At 73.1% G+C, this 22,328-nt stretch carries 19 protein-coding genes; 8 read left to right on the top strand and 11 right to left on the bottom strand.

Annotated elements, in window-relative coordinates; translation table 11 throughout:
- Positions 1-156: 156 nt before the first annotated feature.
- Together DPM19_RS14905 and DPM19_RS35720 are read right to left on the bottom strand one after the other, a co-directional pair.
- On the bottom strand, positions 157-420 hold the full coding sequence (locus tag DPM19_RS14905; RefSeq protein ID WP_111867781.1) for a WhiB family transcriptional regulator: 264 nt from the start codon (positions 418-420) through the stop codon (positions 157-159).
- Between the two features lie 184 nt (positions 421-604).
- Positions 605-1,531 carry a hypothetical protein gene (locus DPM19_RS35720; protein WP_199485098.1) on the bottom strand — a complete coding sequence of 309 codons (927 nt, stop codon included), beginning with the start codon at positions 1,529-1,531 and terminating at the stop codon, positions 605-607.
- A 180-nt stretch (positions 1,532-1,711) separates the two neighbouring features.
- Here DPM19_RS35720 and cofD point away from each other — a divergent pair, with 180 nt between their 5' ends.
- Together cofD and DPM19_RS14890 are read left to right on the top strand one after the other, a co-directional pair.
- Positions 1,712-2,644 carry a 2-phospho-L-lactate transferase gene (gene cofD, locus DPM19_RS14895; protein ID WP_111867778.1) on the top strand — a complete coding sequence of 311 codons (933 nt, stop codon included), beginning with the start codon at positions 1,712-1,714 and terminating at the stop codon, positions 2,642-2,644.
- Positions 2,641-3,933, top strand: coding sequence for a coenzyme F420-0:L-glutamate ligase (locus DPM19_RS14890; RefSeq protein WP_111867775.1), 1,293 nt, complete (start codon positions 2,641-2,643; stop codon positions 3,931-3,933). The genes cofD and DPM19_RS14890 overlap by 4 nt, the downstream gene beginning before the upstream one ends.
- On the opposite strand, the gene DPM19_RS14885 is transcribed toward DPM19_RS14890, so the two are convergent.
- Positions 3,920-5,062: a substrate-binding domain-containing protein gene (locus tag DPM19_RS14885; RefSeq protein ID WP_158566794.1), complete on the bottom strand. Its 1,143-nt coding sequence runs from the start codon at positions 5,060-5,062 to the stop codon at positions 3,920-3,922. The genes DPM19_RS14890 and DPM19_RS14885 overlap by 14 nt on opposite strands.
- Before the next feature lie 86 nt (positions 5,063-5,148).
- Positions 5,149-7,695, bottom strand: a complete 2,547-nt coding sequence (locus tag DPM19_RS14880) for a bifunctional FO biosynthesis protein CofGH (protein WP_111867769.1) — start codon at positions 7,693-7,695, stop codon at positions 5,149-5,151.
- A 304-nt stretch (positions 7,696-7,999) separates the two neighbouring features.
- On the opposite strand from DPM19_RS14880, the gene DPM19_RS14875 reads away from it, so the two are divergent.
- Positions 8,000-8,218: a hypothetical protein gene (locus DPM19_RS14875; RefSeq protein ID WP_111867766.1), complete on the top strand. Its 219-nt coding sequence runs from the start codon at positions 8,000-8,002 to the stop codon at positions 8,216-8,218.
- 148 nt (positions 8,219-8,366) lie between these two features.
- Here the strand turns inward: DPM19_RS14875 and DPM19_RS14870 are convergent, their stop codons facing one another.
- Positions 8,367-9,257 (bottom strand): DNA-3-methyladenine glycosylase family protein, encoded by an 891-nt coding sequence (locus DPM19_RS14870; protein ID WP_199485097.1) that lies wholly within the window; start codon positions 9,255-9,257, stop codon positions 8,367-8,369.
- A 340-nt stretch (positions 9,258-9,597) separates the two neighbouring features.
- Between DPM19_RS14870 and DPM19_RS14865 the strand changes: the two genes are divergently transcribed.
- On the top strand, positions 9,598-9,795 hold the full coding sequence (locus DPM19_RS14865; protein ID WP_111867764.1) for a hypothetical protein: 198 nt from the start codon (positions 9,598-9,600) through the stop codon (positions 9,793-9,795).
- 227 nt (positions 9,796-10,022) lie between these two features.
- Here DPM19_RS14865 and DPM19_RS14860 read toward each other — a convergent pair whose 3' ends face one another.
- The gene (locus DPM19_RS14860; protein WP_111867761.1) at positions 10,023-10,841 is read right to left on the bottom strand and encodes an NAD(P)H-binding protein; all 819 of its coding nucleotides are present in this window, start codon (positions 10,839-10,841) and stop codon (positions 10,023-10,025) included.
- Between the two features lie 294 nt (positions 10,842-11,135).
- Here DPM19_RS14860 and fxsT point away from each other — a divergent pair, with 294 nt between their 5' ends.
- Both fxsT and DPM19_RS14850 read left to right on the top strand, forming a co-directional pair.
- Positions 11,136-13,343 carry an FxSxx-COOH system tetratricopeptide repeat protein gene (fxsT, locus tag DPM19_RS14855; RefSeq protein WP_111867759.1) on the top strand — a complete coding sequence of 736 codons (2,208 nt, stop codon included), beginning with the start codon at positions 11,136-11,138 and terminating at the stop codon, positions 13,341-13,343.
- A gap of 10 nt (positions 13,344-13,353) precedes the next feature.
- Positions 13,354-14,187, top strand: a complete 834-nt coding sequence (locus tag DPM19_RS14850; RefSeq protein WP_111867757.1) for an AAC(3) family N-acetyltransferase — start codon at positions 13,354-13,356, stop codon at positions 14,185-14,187.
- A gap of 166 nt (positions 14,188-14,353) precedes the next feature.
- Here the strand turns inward: DPM19_RS14850 and manB are convergent, their stop codons facing one another.
- The 3 genes from manB to DPM19_RS14835 all read right to left on the bottom strand — a co-directional run bounded on the left by manB (position 14,354) and on the right by DPM19_RS14835 (position 17,501).
- Positions 14,354-15,424, bottom strand: coding sequence for a mannose-1-phosphate guanylyltransferase (gene manB, locus DPM19_RS14845; RefSeq protein WP_111867754.1), 1,071 nt, complete (start codon positions 15,422-15,424; stop codon positions 14,354-14,356).
- 34 nt (positions 15,425-15,458) lie between these two features.
- Positions 15,459-16,586, bottom strand: coding sequence for a glycosyltransferase family 4 protein (locus tag DPM19_RS14840; RefSeq protein WP_111867752.1), 1,128 nt, complete (start codon positions 16,584-16,586; stop codon positions 15,459-15,461).
- A gap of 210 nt (positions 16,587-16,796) precedes the next feature.
- A complete protein-coding gene (locus tag DPM19_RS14835; RefSeq protein WP_111867749.1) occupies positions 16,797-17,501 on the bottom strand; it encodes a class I SAM-dependent methyltransferase in 705 nt (234 codons plus the stop codon).
- Between the two features lie 125 nt (positions 17,502-17,626).
- On the opposite strand from DPM19_RS14835, the gene DPM19_RS14830 reads away from it, so the two are divergent.
- A complete protein-coding gene (locus DPM19_RS14830; protein WP_111867746.1) occupies positions 17,627-18,583 on the top strand; it encodes a lysylphosphatidylglycerol synthase domain-containing protein in 957 nt (318 codons plus the stop codon).
- 84 nt (positions 18,584-18,667) lie between these two features.
- On the opposite strand, the gene DPM19_RS14825 is transcribed toward DPM19_RS14830, so the two are convergent.
- The gene (locus DPM19_RS14825) at positions 18,668-19,792 is read right to left on the bottom strand and encodes a glycosyltransferase family 4 protein (RefSeq protein WP_111867744.1); all 1,125 of its coding nucleotides are present in this window, start codon (positions 19,790-19,792) and stop codon (positions 18,668-18,670) included.
- The gene (locus DPM19_RS14820; protein ID WP_111867741.1) at positions 19,789-20,688 is read right to left on the bottom strand and encodes a glycosyltransferase family 2 protein; all 900 of its coding nucleotides are present in this window, start codon (positions 20,686-20,688) and stop codon (positions 19,789-19,791) included. The genes DPM19_RS14825 and DPM19_RS14820 overlap by 4 nt, the downstream gene beginning before the upstream one ends.
- Before the next feature lie 215 nt (positions 20,689-20,903).
- On the opposite strand from DPM19_RS14820, the gene DPM19_RS14815 reads away from it, so the two are divergent.
- Positions 20,904-22,325: an LCP family protein gene (locus DPM19_RS14815; RefSeq protein WP_233510161.1), complete on the top strand. Its 1,422-nt coding sequence runs from the start codon at positions 20,904-20,906 to the stop codon at positions 22,323-22,325.
- The last annotated feature ends 3 nt before the right edge of the window (positions 22,326-22,328 follow it).

Here is a 22,328-nt window from a genome sequence, read left to right as displayed (position 1 = left end):
GAACGGTGGTGACGGCGTGACGATCGGGTATGGGCGACAAGAGTCCGCGCGATCTCGTGTCAACAATGGGTCAGCCGTGCCGGCTCGGGGCCGGCACGGCTGACAACTGTACGCGTACTGTCGGGGACCTGCTCCCCATCTCTCCGAGATGGCCGCCTAGACGGCCTGCCGCTTCAGCTTTCGGCGCTCTCGTTCCGACAAACCGCCCCAGATTCCAAAGCGCTCGTCATGCTGGAGCGCATATTCCAGACACTCCGCCCGCACCTCGCAAGCACGGCACACCTTCTTGGCTTCACGGGTCGAGCCGCCCTTTTCCGGAAAAAATGCTTCCGGATCCGTCTGCGCGCACAGGGCGCGCTCCTGCCAGCCCAACTCTTCGCCGATTGTGCCGTGCGCCAGCGGGATGAGCACCTCGCTCACAGCGCACCTCCTAGCCCGTGGAGCCCCCTGGTCAATGCCTTCCCTCGAGCTCCATCCCCCGAGAAGACACAGAATCACACACCTGAAATTACACGCGTGTGAGACCGGAGCCGTCAAGCGGAACGGATTCGAGGGACTGGGCAGAGAACCTTTTGATCAGGAGTGTGCCGGACTCTGGGCATGATCACCGGCCTTCGCGGTACCAGTCTCCTCCGCCCTGCTGGCCGCCCTGGTCCTGCTGGGGCGGGTACGGCTGCTGGCCCTGCTGGTAACCGCCCTGCTGGCCCTGGTCATAGGGCTGCTGGCCCTCGCCGTACGCCCGGGTCCAGTCGCCGGCGCCCTCGCCGCCCTGGTCCTGCTGCTGGTAGCCGCCCTGCTGGTACTGCTGCCCCTGGTCCTGCTGGTAGCCACCCTGCTGGTAACCACCCTGATCGTAGGACTGCTGGCCCTGCTGGTAACCGCCCTGGTCGTAGGACTGCTGGCCCTGGTCCTGCTGGTAGGCGCCCTGCTGGTACTGCTGGCCCTGCTCCTGCTGGTAGCCGCCCTGCTGGTACTGCTGCCCCTGGTCCTGCTGGTAGCCGTACTCGGGGTAGCCGCCGCCGGGCATCTGCGGCTGCGCCGCCGGCTTGGGCGGCTGGAGGGCCTGGAAGACCGTGAAGATGTACCAGCCCGCGACGCCGATCACCGCGAGCTTGGCCACCCCGAAGAGGAAGGCCGCGAACTTGGCCAGCGCGCCGATGTCGGCCACCAGCGAGCCCAGCCAGACCACCACGGTGAGCAGGGCGGCGAGACCGAGCACGGCGAGCGCGCCGGTGACGATGTTGCGGGCCTGCTTGGTGGGTTGCGACCCGGAGGTGACCAGCAGCACAGCGATCACCAGCAGCGCCACCAGGATCAGGCCGCTGAAGAACTGGGCGTCGGTGAGCTCCCGGGCCGCCCGCGTGCTGAAGTCCGAACCGCCGACCCGCTGGGAGCCCACGCCGGGCACCTCGATCGTGCGGGCACCGCTGTTGAACAGCACCAAAATCCCGGCGAGGAGCTGCAGGGCCGACGAGGCCAGGAGTACCCAGGCGGCCGGCTCGCGCAGACGCTGGACGGCTTCCTTGTTCACGAATCTCTCCAGACAGAGGTGATTTGTTTCACCACAAAGCTTTCCATATCGCGTACGCACCCGTACCCCGTCCGTGGGGCAGCGAACGGTGAACATCGGACGAGCCGTCCCCGGCGGCCGGACGGGAACCACCGGAACACCGGGCGAACCGCGATTTGTCCGAGCTGCAAGACTTGGAGCATGAAGATCGTGGTACCGGCGGGCGGGATCGGTGGAGCCCGCTTCCTGCGCGGGCTCAAGCAAGCGGCCCCCGAGGCCGAGATCACCGTCATCGGCAACACCGGCGACGACATCAGCCTGTTCGGGTTGCGTGTCTGTCCGGACCTGGACACTGTGATGTACACCCTCGGCGGTGGCATCAACGAGGAACAGGGCTGGGGCCGCGCCGACGAGACGTTCGCCGTCAAGGAGGAACTGGCCGCCTACGGGGTGGGGCCGGGCTGGTTCGGGCTGGGCGACCGCGACTTCGCCACCCACATCGTCCGGACGCAGATGCTCGCCGCCGGGTACCCGCTGTCCGCGGTGACCGAGGCGCTGTGCGACCGGTGGCGGCCGGGCGTCCGGCTGATCCCGATGACCGACGACCAGGTCGAGACGCACGTGGTGATCGCCGACCCGGACCGGCGGGCCGTCCACTTCCAGGAGTGGTGGGTGCGGCTGCGCGCCGCGACACCCGCCCTGTCGATCACACCGGTCGGCGCGGCCGACGCCAAGCCCGCCCCCGGCGTGCTGGACGCGATCGAGGCGGCCGACCTGGTGCTGCTGCCGCCGTCCAACCCGGTGGTGAGCGTGGGCACGATCCTGGCCGTGCCCGGGATCCGCTCCGCGCTGGAGGCCAAAACCGTGGTCGGGATCTCCCCCATCGTCGGCGGGGCCCCGGTCCGCGGCATGGCCGACGCGTGCCTGACCGCGATCGGCGTCCAGACGTCGGCGCGGGCGGTCGCCGGGCACTACGGACCGGAACTGCTCGACGGCTGGATGGTCGACACCGCCGACGAGGGGACGGCGGTCGAGGGAATCGCCGTCCAGACCCGGCCGCTGCTGATGACCGACCTGGCCGCCACCGCCGAGATCGCGCGGGCGGCCCTGGAGTTCGCGGCGGAGCTGCGATGACCCGGCTGGAGATCTTCGGAGTGCCCGGCCTGCCCGAGGTCGGGGCGGGCGACGACCTCGCCGGGCTGATCGCCGCCGCGGCCGACCTGCGGCCCGGCGACATCGTCGTGGTGACCTCGAAGGTGGTGAGCAAGGCCGAGGGCCGGGTGCTCGCCGCCGAGAGCCGGGAGGCGGCGATCGACGCGGAGACCGTGCGGCTGGTGGCCCGCCGGTCGCACCCGGGCGGCGAGACCCGGATCGTGGAGACGCGGCAGGGCCTGGTGCTGGCCGCCGCCGGGGTGGACGCGTCCAACACCCCGCCCGGCACCGTGCTGCTGCTGCCGGAGGACCCCGACGCCTCGGCCCGCCGGATCCGCGCCGGCCTGCGCGAGCGGACGGGGACGGACGTGGCGGTGATCGTCTCCGACACGCTCGGCCGGCCGTGGCGCATCGGCCTGGTGGACGCGGCCATCGGGGCGGCCGGGCTGGCCCCTCTCGACGATCTGCGCGGGCGCGCCGACGCCTACGGGAACCGGCTCGACGCCACCGTGACGGCGACCGCCGACGAGATCGCGTCGGCCGCCGAGCTGGTCAAGGGCAAGCTGGCCGGGGTGCCGGTGGCGGTGGTCCGGGGGCTGTCCGATCTGGTGATCGCGGACGAGGGGCCGGGGGCGCGGGCGCTGGTCCGCCCGCCCGAGGAGGACATGTTCCGGTACGGGTCCGCCGAGGTGCCGCGCGCCCGGCGGACCGTCCGCGAGTTCACCGCCGACCCGGTGGACCCGGCGGCGGTGCGCCGGGCCGTGACCACCGCGATCACCGCCCCGGCCCCGCACCACACCACGCCCTGGCGGTTCGTGCTGCTGGAGTCGGAGAAATCCCGTACGGACCTGCTGGACGCGATGCGGGACGCCTGGGAGGCCGACCTGCGCCGCGACGGGTTCAGCGCCGAGTCGATCGCCCGACGGCTGCGCCGGGGCGACGTGCTGCGCCGGGCGCCGTATCTGGTGGTGCCCTGCCTGGTGGCGGACGGCGCGCACGACTACCCGGACGAGCGCCGGTCGGCCGCCGAGCGGGAGATGTTCGTGGTCGCGATGGGCGCCGGGGTGCAGAACCTGCTGGTGGCGCTGGCCGTCGAGGGGCTGGGGTCGTGCTGGGTGTCCAGCACGATGTTCTGCCGTGACGTGGTCCGCGAGCGGCTGGACCTGCCCGCGACCTGGGATCCGATGGGGGCGGTGGGGGTGGGGCACGCCGCCGCCCCACCGCGCGACCGGCCGCCCCGCCCGGCCGACGCCTTCATCACGACCCGCTGACGTCCGTCCACGCCTTGATGGCCCGGTCGAGCTGGGCCTGGGTGGGGAACCGCAGCAGGGCCGGCGGCTCGGCGGACAGGCCGTGCCGGGCGGCGTACCCTTCGGCGAACCGGCCGTCGGGCGGGCGGAAGCCGGCCTGCTGGAGCGCGTCGCGGGCCGGTTTGCCGCGCAGCGCCGGCTCGAACGCCGCGATCGCCTCCCGGCGCAGCGGGTCCCGGGCCAGCACCGCGAACGGGTGGTCGAGGGTCAGCGTGCCCTCGGCCGGCAGCAGCGCCGCCGCGGGGCGCTCCGGGTGCGCCCGGTTGTGCGCCACCACCGCCTGCTCGGTGGTCACCAGCAGGGGACGTCCCGGGCCGGTCAGCCCGGCGAGCAGCGCCGTCGGGGTGGCCGGGGTGCCCCGGCGCAGGTCGCCGACGAGTTTCCCGCCGGCCTCGCCGGTCTGGTCGAGGGCGAGCATCGCGATGGCGCCCGTGGCGTGCCGTGCGGGGTCGAGCACCCGGCGGGACAGCGCGACCTTCCCGGCCCGGCCGTCGCGGAGCAGCCGCCAGCCGGGCTCGCCCCCCGCCCGCCGCAGTTCCGCGGCGACCCGCTGGGGAACGGCCAGGACCACCGGGGTGACGGCGATCTGGGGGGCCATCGGCGGCACCTCCGCCAGCCCCGCCGCCCGGGCGCGGCCCAGCCAGATGGACGACTCGGGCACCCAGGCGTCGGCCTTGCCCGGCTCCGTGCCGTCCACCACCTGGACCCGGACGCACCGGTCGCGCACCCGGTTCTCCGCCAGGGTGTAGCGTTCGGCGACCTCGCGCAGCGCGGGGGCGATCTCGGGATGGGCGACCACTCGCACCGTCAGCGGATCGGCGCAGGGCGGGGCGAGGACACCGGACCGCCAGACGGCCACCGCCCCCGCCGCGAGCAGCACGGCGAGGAGCGCCGCCGCGGCGCGCAGCGGGCCGCGGCGGGTCGGCGGCACGTCCCGCGGCGGGTCAAGCCGGATCTCACCGGGCCAGCCCGGCGCCACCCGCACCTCGGAGGGCTCTGCCGGGAGCTCCTGCGAGGATCCCCCGGGGGACTCCTCGGGAGGTTCCTCCGCAGGCTCCTTGGGGGACTCCTTGGGGGAATCGTCGTCCAACGCGGCCGCCTCACCAGGGGTCAGCAGATCCGCGACAGTCTCTCAGACCTCCCCCGACCGCCGGTACGGGTGATCCGCCGGTTTTTTCAGGTGGCCAGCGGCAGGAAGCGGCCGACGCCGTCGGTGCGGCGGGCCGCCTCGATCCGCTCGGCCGGCACCGGCCCGTAGGTGGTGGTGCGCTGCCGGGCCGGGCGGCCCGCGCGGGCGGCGATCTCCTCCAGCGAACTGATCGTCTTGAACGAGCCGTTGTCGGAGCCGGCCATCCGGCTGATGGTCTCCTCCATCAACGTGCCGCCGAGGTCGTTGACGCCGCCCTGGAGCACCTGGGTGCACAGCTCGTCGCTCATCTTGACCCAGGAGCACTGGATGTTGTCGATCGCGCCGTGCAGCAGGATGCGGGCCAGCGCGTGCACGGCCCGGTTCTCCCGGACGGTGGGGCCGGGCCGGGCCAGCCCCGCCAGGTAGATCGGCGCGTTGTGGTGCACGAACGGCAGCAGCACGAACTCGGTGAAGCCGCCGGTCCGTTCCTGGATGCTCCGCAGCAGCTTGAGGTGGGCCACCCAGTGCGCGGGGGTGTCGACGTGGCCGTACATCATCGTGGACGTGGTCGGCAGGCCGATCTCGTGCGCGGTGGTGACGACCTCGATCCACTGCTCGGCGGGCAGCTTGCCCTTGGTGAGCACCCAGCGCACCTCGTCGTCGAGGATCTCGGCGGCGGTGCCGGGCAGCGAGTCGACGCCGGCCTCCTTGGCCGCCTGCAGCCACTCGCGGATGGACAGGTCGGTGCGGCTGGCGCCGTTGACGACCTCCATCGGGCTGTAGGAGTGCAGGTGGATGCCGGGGGCGCGGCGCTTGACCTCGCGGGCCAGGTCGAAGTAGGCGGTGCCGGGCAGGTCGGGGTGGATGCCGCCCTGCATGCACACCTCGGTGGCGCCGGCCGCCCACGCCTCGTCGATCCGGTCGCCGACCTGCTGGAGGCTGAGGGTGTAGGCGTCGGCGTCGGTGCGCCGCTGGGCGAACGCACAGAACCGGCAGCCGGTGTAGCAGACGTTGGTGAAGTTGATGTTGCGGGTGACGACGTAGGTGACGTCGTCGCCGGCGGTCTGGCGGCGCAGGTCGTCGGCGAGTTGTGCGACCGCGTCCAGTTCGGCGCCCGTGGCGTGCAGCAGCGCCAGCGCGTGGTCGTCGCCCAGGCCGCCCGGGTCCTGCTCGGCGGCGGCCAGCGCGGCCTTGACGTCGGCGTCGAACCGGCGGGGGGCGCGAGCCATCCGCTCCTTGAGCGCGTCCCAGTCGCCGTAGACCTCGTCGAAGTCCTCGCGCCGGTCGCCGGTGCGGCCGGCGGTATCGATCTCCACGTGCAGGTCGGTGCGGCCGGCGGCGTCGGCGAGGCCGCCGTCCGGCTCCTGCCAGGGCAGGCCCCGCGGGACGGCGTCCTCGCGGGCCAGGCCGGTCGCCGGGTCGGCGAGCGCCGCGACGTGGGCGGCCAGCCGGGGGTCGAGCCAGGGCTCGCCGCGCCGGACGTACTCGGGGTAGACGGTCAGCCGCTCGCGCAGCGTGAAGCCCCGCTCGGCGGTGCGCGCGGCGAGTTCGTCGATCTGCGGCCAGGGGCGCTCGGGGTTGACGTGGTCCGGGGTGAGCGGGGAGACGCCGCCCCAGTCGTCGATGCCGGCGTCCAGCATCAGCGCGTACTGCTCGGCGACCAGGTTGGGCGGGGCCTGGATGCGCGCCTTCGGGCCCAGCACCAGCCGGGCCGTGGCGATGGTGGCGGCGAGCTCCGCCAGGTCGGCGTCGGGGGTGTCGCGCATCTTGGTGTCGGGCTTGGCGCGGAAGTTCTGGACGATCACCTCTTGGACGGCGCCGTACTCGCGCATGGTCCGGCGGATCGCGAACAGCGCGTCGGCCCGCTCCTCGACGGTCTCGCCGATGCCGATCAGGATGCCGGTGGTGAACGGGACATTGGTGCGCCCGGCGTCCTCCAGCACCCGCAGCCGGACCGCGGGGTCCTTGTCGGGCGAGCCGTAGTGCGGGCCGCCCTTCTCGCTGAACAGCCGGGTCGCGGTGGTCTCCAACATCATGCCCATGGACGGCGCGACCGGCTTGAGGCGCTGGAAGTCGCGCCAGGTGAGCACGCCGGGGTTGAGGTGCGGCAGCAGCCCGGTCTCTTCGAGGACCTTGATCGCCATCGCCCGGACGTAGGAGAGCGTGTCGTCGTAGCCGTGTGCGTCCAGCCACTCGCGGGCGGGCCGCCAGCGGTCCTCGGGCCGGTCGCCGAGGGTGAACAGGGCCTCCTTGCAGCCGAGTGCGGCGCCCTGGCGGGCGATCTCCAGCACCTCGTCGGGGCCGAGGTAGGCGGAGTCGAGCCGGTGCGGCACGGTGGCGAAGGTGCAGTAGCCGCAGCGGTCCCGGCACAGCCTGGTGAGCGGGATGAACACCTTGCGGCTGTAGGTGATGACGCCGGGACGGCCGGCCGCGTCGAGTCCGGCGTCCCGGGTGCGGGCGGAGTAGGTCAGCAGGGTCGTGAGGTCCTCGCCGCGGGCGTGCAGCAGGGTCGTGGCCTCGGCCTGGTCGAGGCTCTTGCCGTCGCGGGCGCGGGCGAGGGCCCGGCGCATCGCGGACTCGGTCACCGTGCTCATGTCGCGCACTCTATGCCAAACGTCATATTGGCCAATGGACCGGGGGTTCCGCGTAGCGCGGTCGATCCCGTCATGTGCACAGCCACGACCCGCCCGTTTCTATTCCCGGCGCGCGCCTCGGCCGTTCAGTTCAGCTTTGCTAATGAATTGGGTGCAGCAAGAGTCGCTGGACCTTCACAATCCTGGCGGTCACACTGAGGACACGAGGTTCTCCTCGTACCCGCCGGACTGATCACCGGCGGTCTCCCGCGGGATGTCCCGGACCGCCCCGGCGGCCCACCCTCCGACCACCGAGGACACTCCCATGCTGTTCACCCTGCTCTTCCTCATCGCCCTCGCCGTGCTCGGCCCGCTGTTCGGCGCCGACACCCGCGACTCCCTCGACTGGGCCCCCCACGCCTTCTGGCACCGCCGCCGCGACGCCCGGCGCCGCCGCTCCCCCGCCCGCACCTCCCGCCCGGGCGAGACGACCCCCGCCCGCACCTCCCGACCCGCCGTCCTGCGCTCCGAACCATGCAACTGACCCGTGGTCCTTCAGCTTCCAGAGCGTTAGAGCGCCGCGAAAGCTGAAGAATCTGCGAACGTCAGCCCCGGGTGCTGATCCTCCGGGGTCCGGGGTCCGGCCCGGGACGGCGGAAGGCCCGGGATCCGGGCGACGCGGCCGCCCCGGGTCAGAAGGAGCGGTAGTCGCGGATCGGCAGGCGGGGGGCGCGGCGCGGGGCGCGGGAGCCGTGCGCCTCCAGCAGGCGGGTGACGCGGTACCGGTGGCCGGCGTACGGCTCCAGCAGTTCGAGCATGCCGGCGTCGTCGACCTTGCGGCCGATCAGCGCCTGGCCCACCATGCCGGGGACGTGGTAGTCGCCGACCGAGACGGCGTCGGCGTCGCCGAGCGCGCGCTGCCTGGTCTCCGCGGAGGTCCAGACGCCGATCCCGGGGATCGACCTGAGCCGCCGGTCGAGTTCCGCGCTGGTCTCCGCGGTCTCCAGGCGCGAGGCCAGCCGGGCCGCCGTCATGATCGTGCGGGCCCGCACCGCCTCGGCCCCGGACCGGTGCCACGCCCAGGACGGGATGCGCGCCCAGACCCCCGGCGGCGGGGGAACGCGCAGGTCCGGGGCGCCGGGTGCGGGCTGCCCGTACCGGCGCAGCAGGTACCCCCACGCCCGCCAGGCCTCCTCGACCACCACCTTCTGCTCCAGCACGGCCGGGACCAGTGCCTCCCACACCCGGCCGGTCCGCCCGATCCGCAGGCCGGGCTGCCGCCGCACCGCCTCCTTGACCGCCGGATGGTGCGGTTCCAGCCCGGCCGGATCGTCGCCCTCCCCCAGCAGCGCGGGCACCCGCTCCAGCAGCCAGCCGCCCCCCGGCCCGTACCCGGCCGCCTCGACCTCCGCCTCCCGGGCGCGCAGGCGGAGCGTGCCCGGCCCGTCAGGGGTGTGCGAGGCCCGCCAGACGGCCCCGTCCGGAGCCACCGTGAACGCCGGGTCGTGCGGCCCGCGCCGATGCACGTCCACCACCCGCCGCAGGTCCACCGTCCACGGCGCCCGCCACACCCGTACCGACACGCCCCACAGTCTGCCGCCGGGTGTCCGCCAGGACTCGGCCAGGGGACGGAAACGGTCTCGGCTCGTTCCTCCCGGCGCCGGGAAAACAAGCCGAGACCGGCCCGGGAGATCGGGAACAGGGTCCGCAGCACCCCTGATATTGGGCTCCCCGGTTGAGCCCGCAGGCTCATCCGGTATCCGGCCGGCGCCTCTAGCCTCGACCAATCTTCCTTACGGAGTGTTCACCTGATGACTTCAGCCGGTTCGGGGAGCCGTTCCGGCGGGCGGCGAGTGGCGCATGCTCTCAACACTGACCGAACGCAGAGGTGACCGCGGTGAGAGCCACACCTCGTACATAGCCGTGATTCTGCTGATCGGCGGCGTTCTGACGACCATGATCGTGTCCGGCACGGCCGATCAACTGATCAACGAGGCGGAGGCGTCCCTCTGCTACGCCTTCGGGGACGACTGCTACCGCAGCCCGGAGCAGGAGGAGGCGCGGCGGATCGAAGAGGGCGTCAAACACGCCACCTGCCGGTTCTTCGGGACCTGCGACTAGGGCGTGTTTCGAAGTGGGCAGGGTGCTGGTGGCCCTGGTCCGCTCGCGAAAGATCCGGCCACCCCGCCCTACCCCACCCCACCCCACCGACCTGATCAAAAGCCCATCACCGGGCGCATACATCCTCAACGATCACGTCGGCAAGGGAGCGGGGCGGGCCCAGCCGTTGGCGGTACCGCAGGGGCTTGTGACCTCACTTCGAGACAGGCCCTAGGTCCGCCGCCGGGTCAGCCCCAGACACCGGTGGCGGCGGTGGCCTTGGCGTAGTCGGCGAAGGACCTGGGCTCGCGGCCGAGTGCGCGCTGGACCCCGTCACTGACGTGGTCGCCCGCGCCCCCGGCGATCGCGCCGAGCAGGCCGGTCACCATGGCCGCCACCTCCGAGGGATAACCCTGGGCGGTCATGGCCGCGGTGAAGTCGGCGGGCTCGATCGGCGTGTAGGTGATCTCCCGGCCCGTCTCCCGCCCGATCAGCGAGGCGGCCGTCCGCAGCGAGATCGGCTCGGGCCCGGAGATCTCGTAGATCTCGCCCGCGTGCCCGGGGCCGGTGAGCGCCGCCACCGCCACGTCGGCGATGTCGTCGGCGTCCACGAACGCCTCCCGCCCCTCCCCCGCCGGGAACTCCAGCCGCCCGGCCCGGACGGGCTCCAGGAAGATGTCCTCGCTGAAGTTCTGGTCGAACCAGGCCGGGCGCAGGATCGTCCAGTCGATCCCGGACTCCCGGACCGCCCGTTCCTCCGGCGGCTCGCCCGCGTGGTCGGCGCCGCGGTAGGACAGCGACACCAGCCGCCGCACCCCCGCCGCCGCGGCCCGGGCGGTGAACGTCCCGACGACCGACATGTCCAGGTGTTCGGTGGGCGGGACGAGGTAGACGGCTTCGGCGCCGTCCAGCACCGCCGCCCAGGTGTCCTGGTCGTCCCAGTCGAAGCGGAGCGGGGTGGAGCGCGAGACCGCCCGCACGGGACGGCCGAGGTCGCCGAGGCGGGCGGCGACCCGGCGGCCGGTCTTACCCCGCCCGCCGAGCACTGCGATCGGTGAGTTCGTCATGGCCCCAGCCAACCGCGGAAACCGAGACGCGCACATGGCCGAGAGGCGCACCCACCTACGCGATCGTCTCACCGCGGACCACCCGACGCCCATCCGGGATCCGGGCGTACAGCACGCCACTCCACGGGTCGATCTCCGTCCCGCCACCGGCCCGCCGGAACCCGCCCGTTCCGGGTGGCCCCGGTGTGGATACCGCGTTCTCGGAACGGGCGCCGAGGTTCTCGGAACGGGCGCCATTCCCATCTTGTCCAATATGACGAAAATGGCAGGAAGCAGGCGGCGGGAACGGAGCCGATGGACGCGGGACTGATCTGGACGGCGGCCGGCACCCTCGGGACGTGCGCGGCCCTCGGAGTCGCCCTGGCCGAGCGCCGCAACCGGCTCGTGGAACGCCGCGACCGGCTGCGGAACGAGGCCGCGTCCCGCGCGTTCGGGATGCCGGTCGCGCCGCCGACCGGGGACCTGCCCGGCACGCTCCGCGGCCGCGCCGGCCTGCTGCGGGAGCTGCGGGAACTCGCGGACAGGCCGCCCGGGACGGCGATCGTCCTGACCGGCACGGGCGGCCTGGGCAAGTCGACCGTGGCGGCGGCGCTGGCCGACGAGGTGCGGGCCGGGCGCCGGCGCCGGGTGTGGTGGGTGTCCGCCGCCGACCCCGCCGGCCTGGCGGCGGGGATGGTCACCGTGGCCCGGCAGCTGGGGGCGCCCCCGGCGGACCTGGAGGCCATCGCCCTCGGCGCCGCGGACGCCCCGGACCGGCTCTGGCCCCTGCTCGACCGCGCCCGCCGCGGCTGGCTGCTGGTGCTCGACAACGCCGACGTCCCCGAGGTGCTCGCCGCCGCGCGCCCCGGCGGGACCGGGCCGGGGGACGGCACCGGCTGGATCCGCCCGACCCGCCGCGGGCTGATCCTGGTGACCAGCCGGCACACCGAGCCGCGTGACTGGGGGCGGTACGCCCGGACGCTGCCGGTCGAGCCGCTGGACGAGGCCGAAGGCGCCCAGGTGCTGCGCGACCTGGCACCGGAGGCCGGGGACGAGGCCACGGCCCGGGCGCTGGCCCGCCGGCTGGGCGGCCTGCCGCTGGCACTGCACCTGGCCGGAACCTACCTGGACTCCGACATCGCCCGGCTGCCCACCTACGCCGCCTACCTCCGCGCGCTGGACGGCGGCGCCGGGGCGGGGCCGCTCCCCGCAGCAGAACCGACGATCATGCGGACCTGGGAGATCTCCCTGGACGACCTGGCGCGTTGCGGGATCCCGCAGGCCCGGGCGCTGCTGCGGCTGCTGTCGTGCTACGCACCGGCCGTCCCCGTCCCGCTCGACCTCCTCGACTCCCCCGAGGTCGTCCGGACGTTACTGGCGGGAGACGCGGACAGCGCGGACCGCTCGGTGGAGCGGGGGCTCCGCGGGCTGAAGCGTCTGGCACTGATCGAGACCCGGGCGCCGGGCTCCGTCGTCGTCCACCCGGTGATCTCCGACGTCAACCGGGCCCACCTCGACACCGCCGACCCGGACCCGGCGCCGGTCCGCCGGGCGGCCGCCGGCCTGCTGGTCGCCGCCCTCGCCGGGTCGCGCTTCGACGACCCCGGGGACTGGCCGCGGTACCGGGCGCTCGGCCCGCACCTGCGCGCGCTGCTGGACACCGTCGCCGCCCGCCTCGACCGGGAGTGCCTCGCCGAGCTGGTCCGGGCCGTCGTCGTCACCGCCCGCGCCCTCGACCGGAGCGGGGCGGCCGGCGCGGGCGAGGGCCTGTGCCGGGCCGCGCTGGACCGCGCGGCCGAACTCGGTGACGATCATCCTGTGATCCTTTCCGTCCGGCACCAGCACGCCTGGGAGGTCGCCTCCCGCGGCCGGCACGCCACGGCGGAGGAGATCTACGGCGAGGTGCTGCGCGATCGCCGCCGCGTCCTCGGCGACGACCACCCCGACACCCTGGCGAGCCGGCACGAACTCGCCTGGATCGCCGCCTGCCGGGAGCGGTGGGCGGAGGCGGAGGACGGTTACCACCGGCTGCTCCCGGACCTGCGCAGGGTGCTCGGCGACGACCATCCCGACACGCTGACCACCGGCCACGAGCTCGCCTGGGCGATCGCCAACCAGGAGCGGTTCGAGGAGGCCGAGACCGCCTTCCGGCGGATCCACGGCAGGCGCCGTCGCGTTCTCGGCGACGGCCACCCGCAGACCCTGGCCACCCGGCACGAGATCGCCTGGGTCACCGCCCGGCTGGACCGCACCACCGAAGCCGAGACCATCTACCGGGAGGTCCTGGCCGACCGCCGCCGCGTCCTCGGGAACGACCACCCCGACACCCTGACCGTCCGGCACGAGATCGCCTGGGTCACCGCCCGGCTGGACCGCACCACCGAAGCCGAGGCCGCCTACCGGGAGGTCCTGGCCGACCGCCGCCGCGTCCTCGGCGACGACCACCCCGACACGCTGACCACCCGGGCGGCGCTCCGCGAGCTCCGGCACGGCCGGATCGTCGACGCCCGCCACCTCGCCTGAGAGGACCTGCATGACCATCACCGCCGAACGGCTCGCGAAGGCCGTGGACGAGCTCGACCTGGCCGGCCGGCCGGTCATGGTGCACGCGTCGCTGCGCTCGTTCGGGGAACCTGTCGAGGGCGGTCCGGACGCCGTCCTCGACGCGCTGCTGTCGCGGGGATGCACCGTGCTGGTCCCGGCGTTCACCGAAACCCACTTCGGCGCGTTCCCGCCCACCACGATGCGTCCCGCACGCAACGGCATCGACTACGCGGCGCTTCCCGACGAGGGGCCGTGGGCGCCGGTCTACAGCCCTGACTGCGGCCTCATCAACCCGCACCTGGGCGCGGTGCCGGCCGCCCTGATCGCCCGGGACGGCGCCCGCCGCGGGGACCACCCGCTCAACTCGTTCGCGGCGCTCGGACCCCTGGCCGCCGAACTCACCGCCGCGCAGCGCCCGGACGACGTCTACGGCCCGATCCGGGAGGCCGTCCGGCGGGACGGCGAGGTGCTGCTGATCGGCGTGGGCCTGAACCGGATGACGGCGATCCACCTGGCCGAGCATCAGGCGGGCCGCCGCCTGCTGGTCCGGTGGGCGTACCGGCCCGACGGGCGGGTGTTCATGGTCGAGACGGGGTCGTGCTCGGAAGGGTTCCCCCGGCTGGAGCCGTGGTTGCGCCCGCACGAACGGACGGCGGCGGTGGGTGCGTCGCGGTGGCACGCCTACCCCGCCCGGGAGGCGGTGGCGGCGGCCACCGACGCCATCGCGGCGGACTGGTCGGCGACGCGCTGCCCGGACCCCGGCTGCGTCCAGTGCCCGGACGTCACCGCCGGCGGCCCGCTCGGCACCGCCCCGCTGGGCTGATCAAGGCCGGTCGAGTGCCAACGAAGAAGCCGCCCCGACCACCGTGTACGCCATCATGCTTTCGCGGTCGACGGAGTACTTGCGGACCACGGCGGCAGGTGGTTCCATTCCCCACCTGCGCACCTGGTCAAGCACGTCGGTGATGGTTATCGATTATGACAATGGGCTAGGCGTCTGCGGAGAAACGGACCGCCGTGGACGGCAATTCAATGCCCGGCCAGAGGCGAAGGCCACCGACCAGTTCGTTGCCCGGTCCGACAATGGCGGCATCTCCGATGACCGCGTCCTCCAGCACGGCACCGGAACAGATCCGGGCGCCACGGCCGACGACCGAGCGCACGACACGAGCACCGGGCTCGACCATGGCACCGTCGAACAGCACGCTGGATTCGACCAGCGCATCGGCTCCGATCACGGCTCCCGCTCCTACCGTCGTACCGCCGGAGGCCCGGGCGCTCGGGTCCACCGAGGCCCCGCTCAGCAGCAGGAAGCCGTGCTCGGTGGTCGGGACCACCGCAGAGGACATGGCGCCGAGCACCAGGTCGCACGCGCCCCTGATGAACGCGGCCGGCGTGCCGACGTCCAGCCAGTACGCGGCCTCCACGTAACCCATGATCGCCGAGCCGGCGGCCAGGAGCCCGGGAAAGGTCTCGTACTCGGCGGAGACGACCCTGCCGGCGGGAATCGTGTCGATCACCGAACGGCGAAAGATATAGCACCCAGCATTGACCTGGTTGGTCGGCGGGTTCGGTGATTTCTCCACGAAGTCGAGTACCCGGCCGTCCGGCCCGGTCGGCACCGACCCGTAGCGCCGAGCGTCTTCGACCAGCGTGAGATGCAGGGTGACCTCGGCCGCCGTCTTCTCGTGCGCCGATATCTGGGCGGCGAGGTCGTGCCCGGAAAGAATGTCGCCGTTCAGTACGACCACTGTCTCGTCGGGGCCGCACGTGAGCGCGGCAGAGGCGTTTCGGATGGCGCCTGCCGTACCCAGCGGTTCGTCCTCGGTCACATAAACGATCTCCAGGCCGAGCCGGCTTCCATCACCGAACGCCTCGGTGAACATCGACGCGCGATAGGAGGTGGCGAAAACGATCCGTCGTACCCCGGCCGCTCGCGCCCGGGTGAGCTGGTGCTCCAGCAGCGGCACACCGGCCATGGGCAGCAGTGGCTTGGGCGTGGTGGCGGTCAAGGGGCGCAACCTGGTGCCCTTCCCCCCGACCAGCAGGATCGCTTCCACAGATTCCCTTTCGAACGTCGGTGCGAGCGCTAACTTACTGCTCGGTAGCACGGTAGTACGCGGCCAGGTGCGCCTCGGCCGAGGTGGTCCAGTCGAAGTCCCGGGAGCGCTCGTAGGCGGCCGCGGCCAGGGACTCCCGGCGGGGCGCGTCGGCGATCAGCCGGGTCAGTGCAGCTCCGATGCTCTCCACGTCCGGCTCGGTGTAGGCGACGGCCTCGCCGCCGACCTCGGGCAGCGCGGCGTGGCGGCTGGCCAGCACCGGGGCGCCGCAGGCCATGGCCTCCAGCACCGGGAGCCCGAAGCCCTCGTCCCGGCTGGGCAGCACCACCGTCAGCGCCCCGCCGAAGTAACCGGCCAGCGACGGGCTGCTCAGGTAGCCGGGCCGGACCACCCGCAGCCGGTGCGGCACCATGGCCAGCGCGGCGTCGACCTCGTCGTCCCAGCCGCCGCTGCCCGCCAGTACCAGGGCGGGCGGTTCGGGCAGTTCGGCGACCGCCCGGACCCAGCCGCGGATCAGGTTGGGCACGTTCTTGCGCGGCTCCAGGGCGCCCAGGAACGCGATGTACGGGCGGCCGTGCAGGCCCAGCCGGTCGGACACCCGGGCGCGCTCGGCCTCCGTCGGCCGGTGGAACACCTCGTGGTCCACCCCGTGGTAGGCGACGTCGATCCGGGTGGGGTCGGCCGCCAGCAGCCGGACGAGCTCGTCGCGGGTCGCCTTGGAGGGGACGACCAGCCGGGTGGCCAGCCGGGCGGCGGCGCGGGTCGCCGACCTGATGTAGGTCGCCCGGATCGGGTCGTAGGTCTCGGGCTCGGTGAACGCCGCCAGGTCGTGGACGGTGACCACCGTGGGCCGGCCGGCCCGCACCGGCAGCGAGTAGAACGGCAGGTGGATCACGTCGGCGCCCACCTGCTCGGCCACGTACGGCAGCCCGCTCTGCTCCCAGACCAGCCGGTTGGCCCGGTGGGCGAGGGTCGCGGGGCCCGGCACCACCCGGGCGTTCGGGGCCAGCGAGCCGTACCGCTCTTCGTCCGCCCGCTGGCAGGCGACGGCGAGGTCGGCGCCCAGCCCGTCCAGGGCGGCGAGCAGCCCGTCGACGTACCGGCCCAGCGCGCCGCGATCGGCGGGCACGGCTGTGGCGTCGACCAGAATCCGGGGCGCCACGGTCCTCCCTAGCCTCGACGTCTGTGTCGGGGATCACCCCCCGGTGGGGAGCCTACGCGGATCTCGGGTCGCGGGAGAGCACCGTCGGACAAATGCAGCCGGTCTACCGCTTATCGGGTTGAATCAGCCCTATCCGCCGGGACTCCCAAGCCCGAATTCGCGTGATTCCTCCTGCGCCAACGGACCTGAACCGGCGCGGGTTCCCGTTCTTCAGCGCTTGCGCGCCCGGACCAGCACGATGCTCCCCTGCTCGTTCGGAGCGCGCCGGTCGGCCAGCGCGACCAGCGGGGTCAGCGGGGCCGCCGCGTTGAAGCCCACCTTGCCGCCGTACGCCGACAGCGACAGGTAGAGCCGCTCGGTGGCCGCCGTCCGGAACTGGTAGGAGTACTCGACCAGGTCCAGGCCCCGGTCGCCGAGCAGCTCGCCCAGGCTCTCGTGGGTGTAGGTGTGCTGGACGTGGTACTTGGCCTTGTGCGCGTCGCGCAGCTTGGGCCAGGAGTCGGCGCGGCTGAGCACGTCGGCGGACATGTAGATCTCACCGCCGGGCTTGAGCACCCGGGCCATCTCGTCGAGCGACTTGCCGCCGTCGTCGAAGTGCTCGATCGCGCAGACCGACAGGATCGCGTCGAAGCTGCCGTCGTTGAACGGCAGCGCCAGCGCGTCGCACTCGATCAGCGCCGGCGGGTGGGCCAGCGTCTGCCCGTACAGCATCTTGCTCCGGGCCAGGTCGATCGAGACGGCCTCGGCGCCCCGGCGGCGGGCCTGCCCGGCCCAGTAGCCGTCGCCGCCCGCCACGTCGAGCACCCGCTTGCCCTTGAGGTCGCCGCCCATCCAGCGGAGGAGCCTCCCGGCCTCGCGGTAGCGGCAGACGTGCACCTGGTGTCCCATGAAGGCGACCACATCGGAAAGTCTCATAACCGGACCACTCTAGGACGGCCGGGAACGTCGCCGCGCCCCGCGGCGATCCCCCGTAACCGAATGTTCGCCCGGTGGACGCCGGCCCGGCTCCGGCGCGCCCGGCTTGCCCCTAGCCTGGGCAGGTGATTTCCCGGGTGCGCGCGAGCCGCTGGCTGAAGCCGGCGTTCCTGCTGATCGCGCTGGCGTTCTGCGGCTACGGCCTGGCCACCCAGCGGGCCGAGATCGGCGCCGCGCTGACCGACCTGTCCGGGTGGGCACTGGCCGGGGCGCTGGCCGCCGGGCTGGGCGGGCTGGTCGCCTGGATGCTGGCCTGGCGGAGCCTGCTGACCGGCCTGGGCTCGCCGCTGCCGTTCGGCGCGGCGTTCCGCATCATGTTCCTGGCCCAGCTCGGCAAGTACGTGCCCGGTTCGGTGTGGGCGCTGGTCGGCCAGGTCGAGCTGGCCAAGGAGCGGCAGGTGCCGCGCGAGCGGGGGGCGAGCGCCACGCTGCTGGCGATGGCCACCACGATCGCCACCGGATGCGCGATCGCCGCCGTCACCCTGCCGCTGACCTCGGCCGACGCCACCCGCCGCTACTGGTGGCTGCTCCCGCTGGCCCCGCTGCTGCTGGCGGCGCTGCACCCCGCCGTGATCTCTTTCCTGCTGACCCGGGCACTGCGGATCGTCCGGCGTCCCCCGCCGGCCCGTCCCGGCGGCGCGGCGATGGCCCGCGCGATGGCGTGGACGGTGCTGGGCTGGGCACTGTTCGGCATGCACGCCTGGCTGCTGGCCGACGACCTCGGCGGGGCGGGCCCGCTGCTGTCCACCGGGGCGTACGCCCTGGCGTTCGTGGTCGGCTTCCTGGTGATCATCGCCCCCGGCGGCCTCGGCGCCCGGGAAGCCGCCCTGGTGGTGGCCCTGTCCCCGACGCTCCCGGACGGCGGCCCCGTGGTGGTGGCCCTGGCCTCCCGCGTCGTCCTCACCGTGGCCGACCTGCTCTGCGCCGCCGTCGCGTTCGCCCTCGGCCGCACCCCGGCGCCCGTCCCAGCCCCCGAACGCACCCCTCCGGCTCCGGCCGCCCCGGGCCGCCCCGAAGCCTGAGGGATCCCGCGCGTCCGAATCCTCCGGGATACGGGACCCGATGGCGTACCGGCTCCCGCAGCCCGAAGGATCGCCGCCGAGGCGCTACGTCGCCGCGGACTCCGAAGCGTCACGGCCGGACGCGCCCGCCGGCTCAAGGCCGGTGAGAGCCTCCAGGTAGGACGCCCACTGGGGTCCGGGATCCACCGGTCTGACCGCGGCGCGGAGGCGTTCCGGCTCGCCGGGGGCGTAGAAGCGTTCGATCGCGGCGGTGAGCGAGGCCGGGTCGCCGGGGTCGCAGAGCAGGCCGTCCACACCGTCGCGGATCTGCTCGGGGAAGCCGCCCACCCGGGTGGCGATCACCGGTGTCCCGTGCTCGTAGGCCATCCAGACGTTCTGCGAGGCGGTGGCCGAGCGGTACGGCAGCACCAGGGCGTCCGCCGCCGCGAACAGCGCCGGGATCTCGTCGGAGGGCACGTAGCCGGGGCGCAGTTCCACCCGGTCGCCCAGCCCCAGCTCGGCGATCAGCGCCTCGGTCGCGGCCGTGCCGCCCCAGAACTCGCCGGCCGCCGTCAGGGTCACGTCGCCGGGCCCGGCGGCGAGGGCGCGCAGCAGCACGTCCAGGCCCTTGTAGGGGCGGACAATGCCGAAGAACAGCAGCCGGCGGCGCTCGCCGGCGGCCGCCGCGGCCGCCGTCTCGGCGGGGGGCAGGTGCGCGGGCATCTCGGCGACCCGGATGGGGCGGCCGGTCAGCGTGCGGGCCAGCTCGCCCTGCTCCGGGGAGTGCACCAGCACGCCGGAGACCCGCCGCAGCAGCGCCCGCATCAGCGGCACGTCGTAGGACTTGCGCTCGTGCGGCAAAACGTTGTGGCAGAGCGCCACCACCCGGGTCCGCCGGCCGAGCCCGGCCAGGATGACCCGGTAGGCGGGCACCTGGATGGAGGTGAGCACCGCCAGCACCACCAGGTCGGCCCGGCGCAGCCGCCGGCCGGCCCGCCACCAGCCGTCCGGGCGCCGCCACGACAGCCGCCGCTCGGTGGCCGGGAACGGCTCGCCCTCGGGAATGTCGATCGTCTGCTCGCCCGGGTAGAGGAACTCCGGGTACTGCGCCGACCACGACTCCAGCGTCACCTCGTGGCCGGCCGCGGCCAGCCGGTGCGCCAGCTCGGTGGTGTGCCGGACGCCGCCACCCTTGTAGGGGAACGTCGGGCCGACGACGGCGATCCTCACGTGTCTCCTCTGGAGCGGACGATCAGGTCGGCCAGCAGTGCCAGCGAGGCGATCAGCAGCCCGGTGATGAAGAGCATCACGGTGTTGTTCGCGAACCGCACCGGGTGGGCGACCATGTCGTAGACGCCCTTGCCGAAGCCGATCGCCAGCAGCCAGAGCGCGGGCGGCATGAGCACCTTGAGCGGGTTGAAGTACATCACCATCCGCAGCACCTGGAGGATGTAGCGGTAGGCGTCCTTGGTGAAGTGGAACTTCGACTTCCCCGCCCGCTTGTAGTAGTCGATCGGGATGTACCGCACGTCGTGCTGGTTGGACAGGAACGCCAGCGTGATCGTGGTGACGCAGGAGAACCCGGGGGGCAGCAGCCGCAGGTAGGGCAGCGACACCTCCCGCCGGAACGCCCGCAGCCCGGAGTTGAGGTCGGGGATCCGGGTGTTGGTCAGCCGCTCGGCGATCTTGCGGATCACCCACTTGGCGGGCACCCGCAGCGCCTTGTGCGTCCCCATCTCCGAGGTCCGGGCGCCGACCACCTGGTCGACGCCGGGGTCGGTGTCGAGGATCTCGACGAGCTCGGGGATGCGCTCGTTGGGGTAGGTCATGTCGGCGTCGGTCCACACGACGATCTCGCCGCGGGCCTGCTGGGTGCCGATCCGCCGGACCGTTCCCGAGCCGCTGTTGTGGTGAAAGGCGATGATCCGCATATGCGGATAGTCCGGCGCGGCCTCCTGCAGCCGCGCCAGGGTCCCGTCGGTCGAACAGTCGTCGACCGCGAGAAGCTCGTAGGTCTGGCCGCTCGCGTCCATCGCCTTGGAGATGCGCTCGACCTCGTCCAGAACATGATCCTGCTCGTTGTAGCAGGGCAGCACGATGGTGACGTGCACGGAGTCATTGCTCACGGGGCGCGAGAATACAGCGCTCGGCGGCTTTTCGCGGCCGTTGGTTCTAGGCTCTCCTCACCCCACTAGCGGCGGGATTATGCTGGTATACCGCCCCAAACATAACTATTAACCCAAGCTTCACTTGGATGCCCCCTGGAGGGTACGTGACGCGAGCGGTCGGCACCCCTCCTCCCCCCAGGGGCGCCCCGGCCCGGCGGGCGGGATGGGCCCCGGTGCCCGATCCCGACCTGGACGGCCCGCGGCCACCGCGCGGGCGCGGCTGGCGCGTCCTCGGCTGGGTCTCGATCGCCCTCTCCGTGGTGATCGTGGCGGCCAGCCTGACCTCCTACGGCTTCTACCGGCAGTTGCAGGGCAACATCAAGCGCGAGGACGTCTCGGACCGGCTGGGCGCCAACCGCCCGCAGAAGCTCGGCAAGGGCACCAACATCCTGCTGCTCGGCTCCGACAGCCGGGAAGGCGAGAACGCCCGCTACGGGGTGGAGGAGGGCCAGCGCTCCGACACCACGATCCTGCTGCACATCTCCCCCGGCGGCGCCCAGGCGGTCGGCATCAGCTTCCCCCGCGACCTGATGGTGCAGATCCCCAACTGCAAGACCACCAAGGGCCGGGTCGTGCCCGGCGGGCTGGGCATGTTCAACTCCGCGTTCGCCAAGGGCGGAGCGGCCTGCACCTGGCAGACCGTCGAGTCGCTGACCCGGATCCGCATCGACCACTACGTGCAGATCGACTTCACCGGCTTCAAACGGGTGGTGGACGCCCTCGGCGGGGTGGAGATCTGCGTGCCGAAGGCCATCAACGACCCCAAGGCCGAACTGGTCCTGCGCAAGGGCCGGCAGATCGTCCGGGGCGACCAGGCACTGGGTTACGTGCGGACCCGCACCGGCGGGCTGGGCGACGGGTCGGACCTGTCCCGGATCGACCGGCAGAAGAAGTTCATGGCGGCGGTGGCGCAGAAGGCCACCAGCAGCGACACCTTCACCGACCCCGGCAAGCTCTACGGCTTCCTGAACGCCATCACCAAGTCGATCAAGACCGACAGCGAGTTCACCGTCTCGGCCATGCAGGAACTCGCGGGCGGCCTGCGGGGGATGAGCGCGGGCAAGGTCCGGTTCGTGACCGCCCCCTGGGAGGCCTACCCGCCGGACCACAACCGGGTCCAGCTCAACCGGGCCCAGGCGGCGCCGCTGTTCGACGCCGTCCGGCGGGACAACTCGCTGCCCCCACCCGCCCCGCCGGCACCGCCCCCGCCACCCCCCGGCGCCCCGCCGCCCCAGCAGCCACTGCCGAACCAGCAGGTCAAGATCTCCGTCTACAACGCCGCGGGCATCGACGGCCTGGCCGGGCGCACCGTCACGGCGCTGACGGCACAGCGCTTCCAAGCGTCCATCGGCGGCACCGCCCGGCTGACGCGGACCACCAAGATCCTGTACGGGCCCGGCGGCGAGCGCGCGGCGGCCGCCCTGGCCAAGCTGCTGCCCGGCAAACAGCCCACCCTCAAACGCGACGGCCGGCCGGGCCTGGTCTACCTTGTCCTGGGCAGCGACTGGCGGGGCCTGAAGAACACCGGCCCCACCGTCATCCCCAAGGTCGCGGGCGAGGTCCGCGCCGACGCCAACCCCTGCGAAGGCGGCTGAGCC

This window comes from Actinomadura craniellae (assembly GCF_003289645.1).
In the GTDB taxonomy this organism is placed as follows: Bacteria; Actinomycetota; Actinomycetes; order Streptosporangiales; family Streptosporangiaceae; genus Actinomadura_D; species Actinomadura_D craniellae.
This window is presented reverse-complemented; position numbering and strand designations above follow the sequence as displayed.

Coding starts and splice junctions, on each gene's coding strand:
- cofD (WP_111867778.1), top strand. CDS start 1,712: ATGAAGATCGTGGTACCGGCGGGCGGGATCGGTGGAGCCCGCTTCCTG.
- DPM19_RS14890 (WP_111867775.1), top strand. CDS start 2,641: ATGACCCGGCTGGAGATCTTCGGAGTGCCCGGCCTGCCCGAGGTCGGG.
- DPM19_RS14880 (WP_111867769.1), bottom strand. CDS start 7,695: ATGAGCACGGTGACCGAGTCCGCGATGCGCCGGGCCCTCGCCCGCGCC.
- DPM19_RS14875 (WP_111867766.1), top strand. CDS start 8,000: ATGCTGTTCACCCTGCTCTTCCTCATCGCCCTCGCCGTGCTCGGCCCG.
- DPM19_RS14860 (WP_111867761.1), bottom strand. CDS start 10,841: ATGACGAACTCACCGATCGCAGTGCTCGGCGGGCGGGGTAAGACCGGC.
- fxsT (WP_111867759.1), top strand. CDS start 11,136: ATGGACGCGGGACTGATCTGGACGGCGGCCGGCACCCTCGGGACGTGC.
- DPM19_RS14850 (WP_111867757.1), top strand. CDS start 13,354: ATGACCATCACCGCCGAACGGCTCGCGAAGGCCGTGGACGAGCTCGAC.
- DPM19_RS14835 (WP_111867749.1), bottom strand. CDS start 17,501: ATGAGACTTTCCGATGTGGTCGCCTTCATGGGACACCAGGTGCACGTC.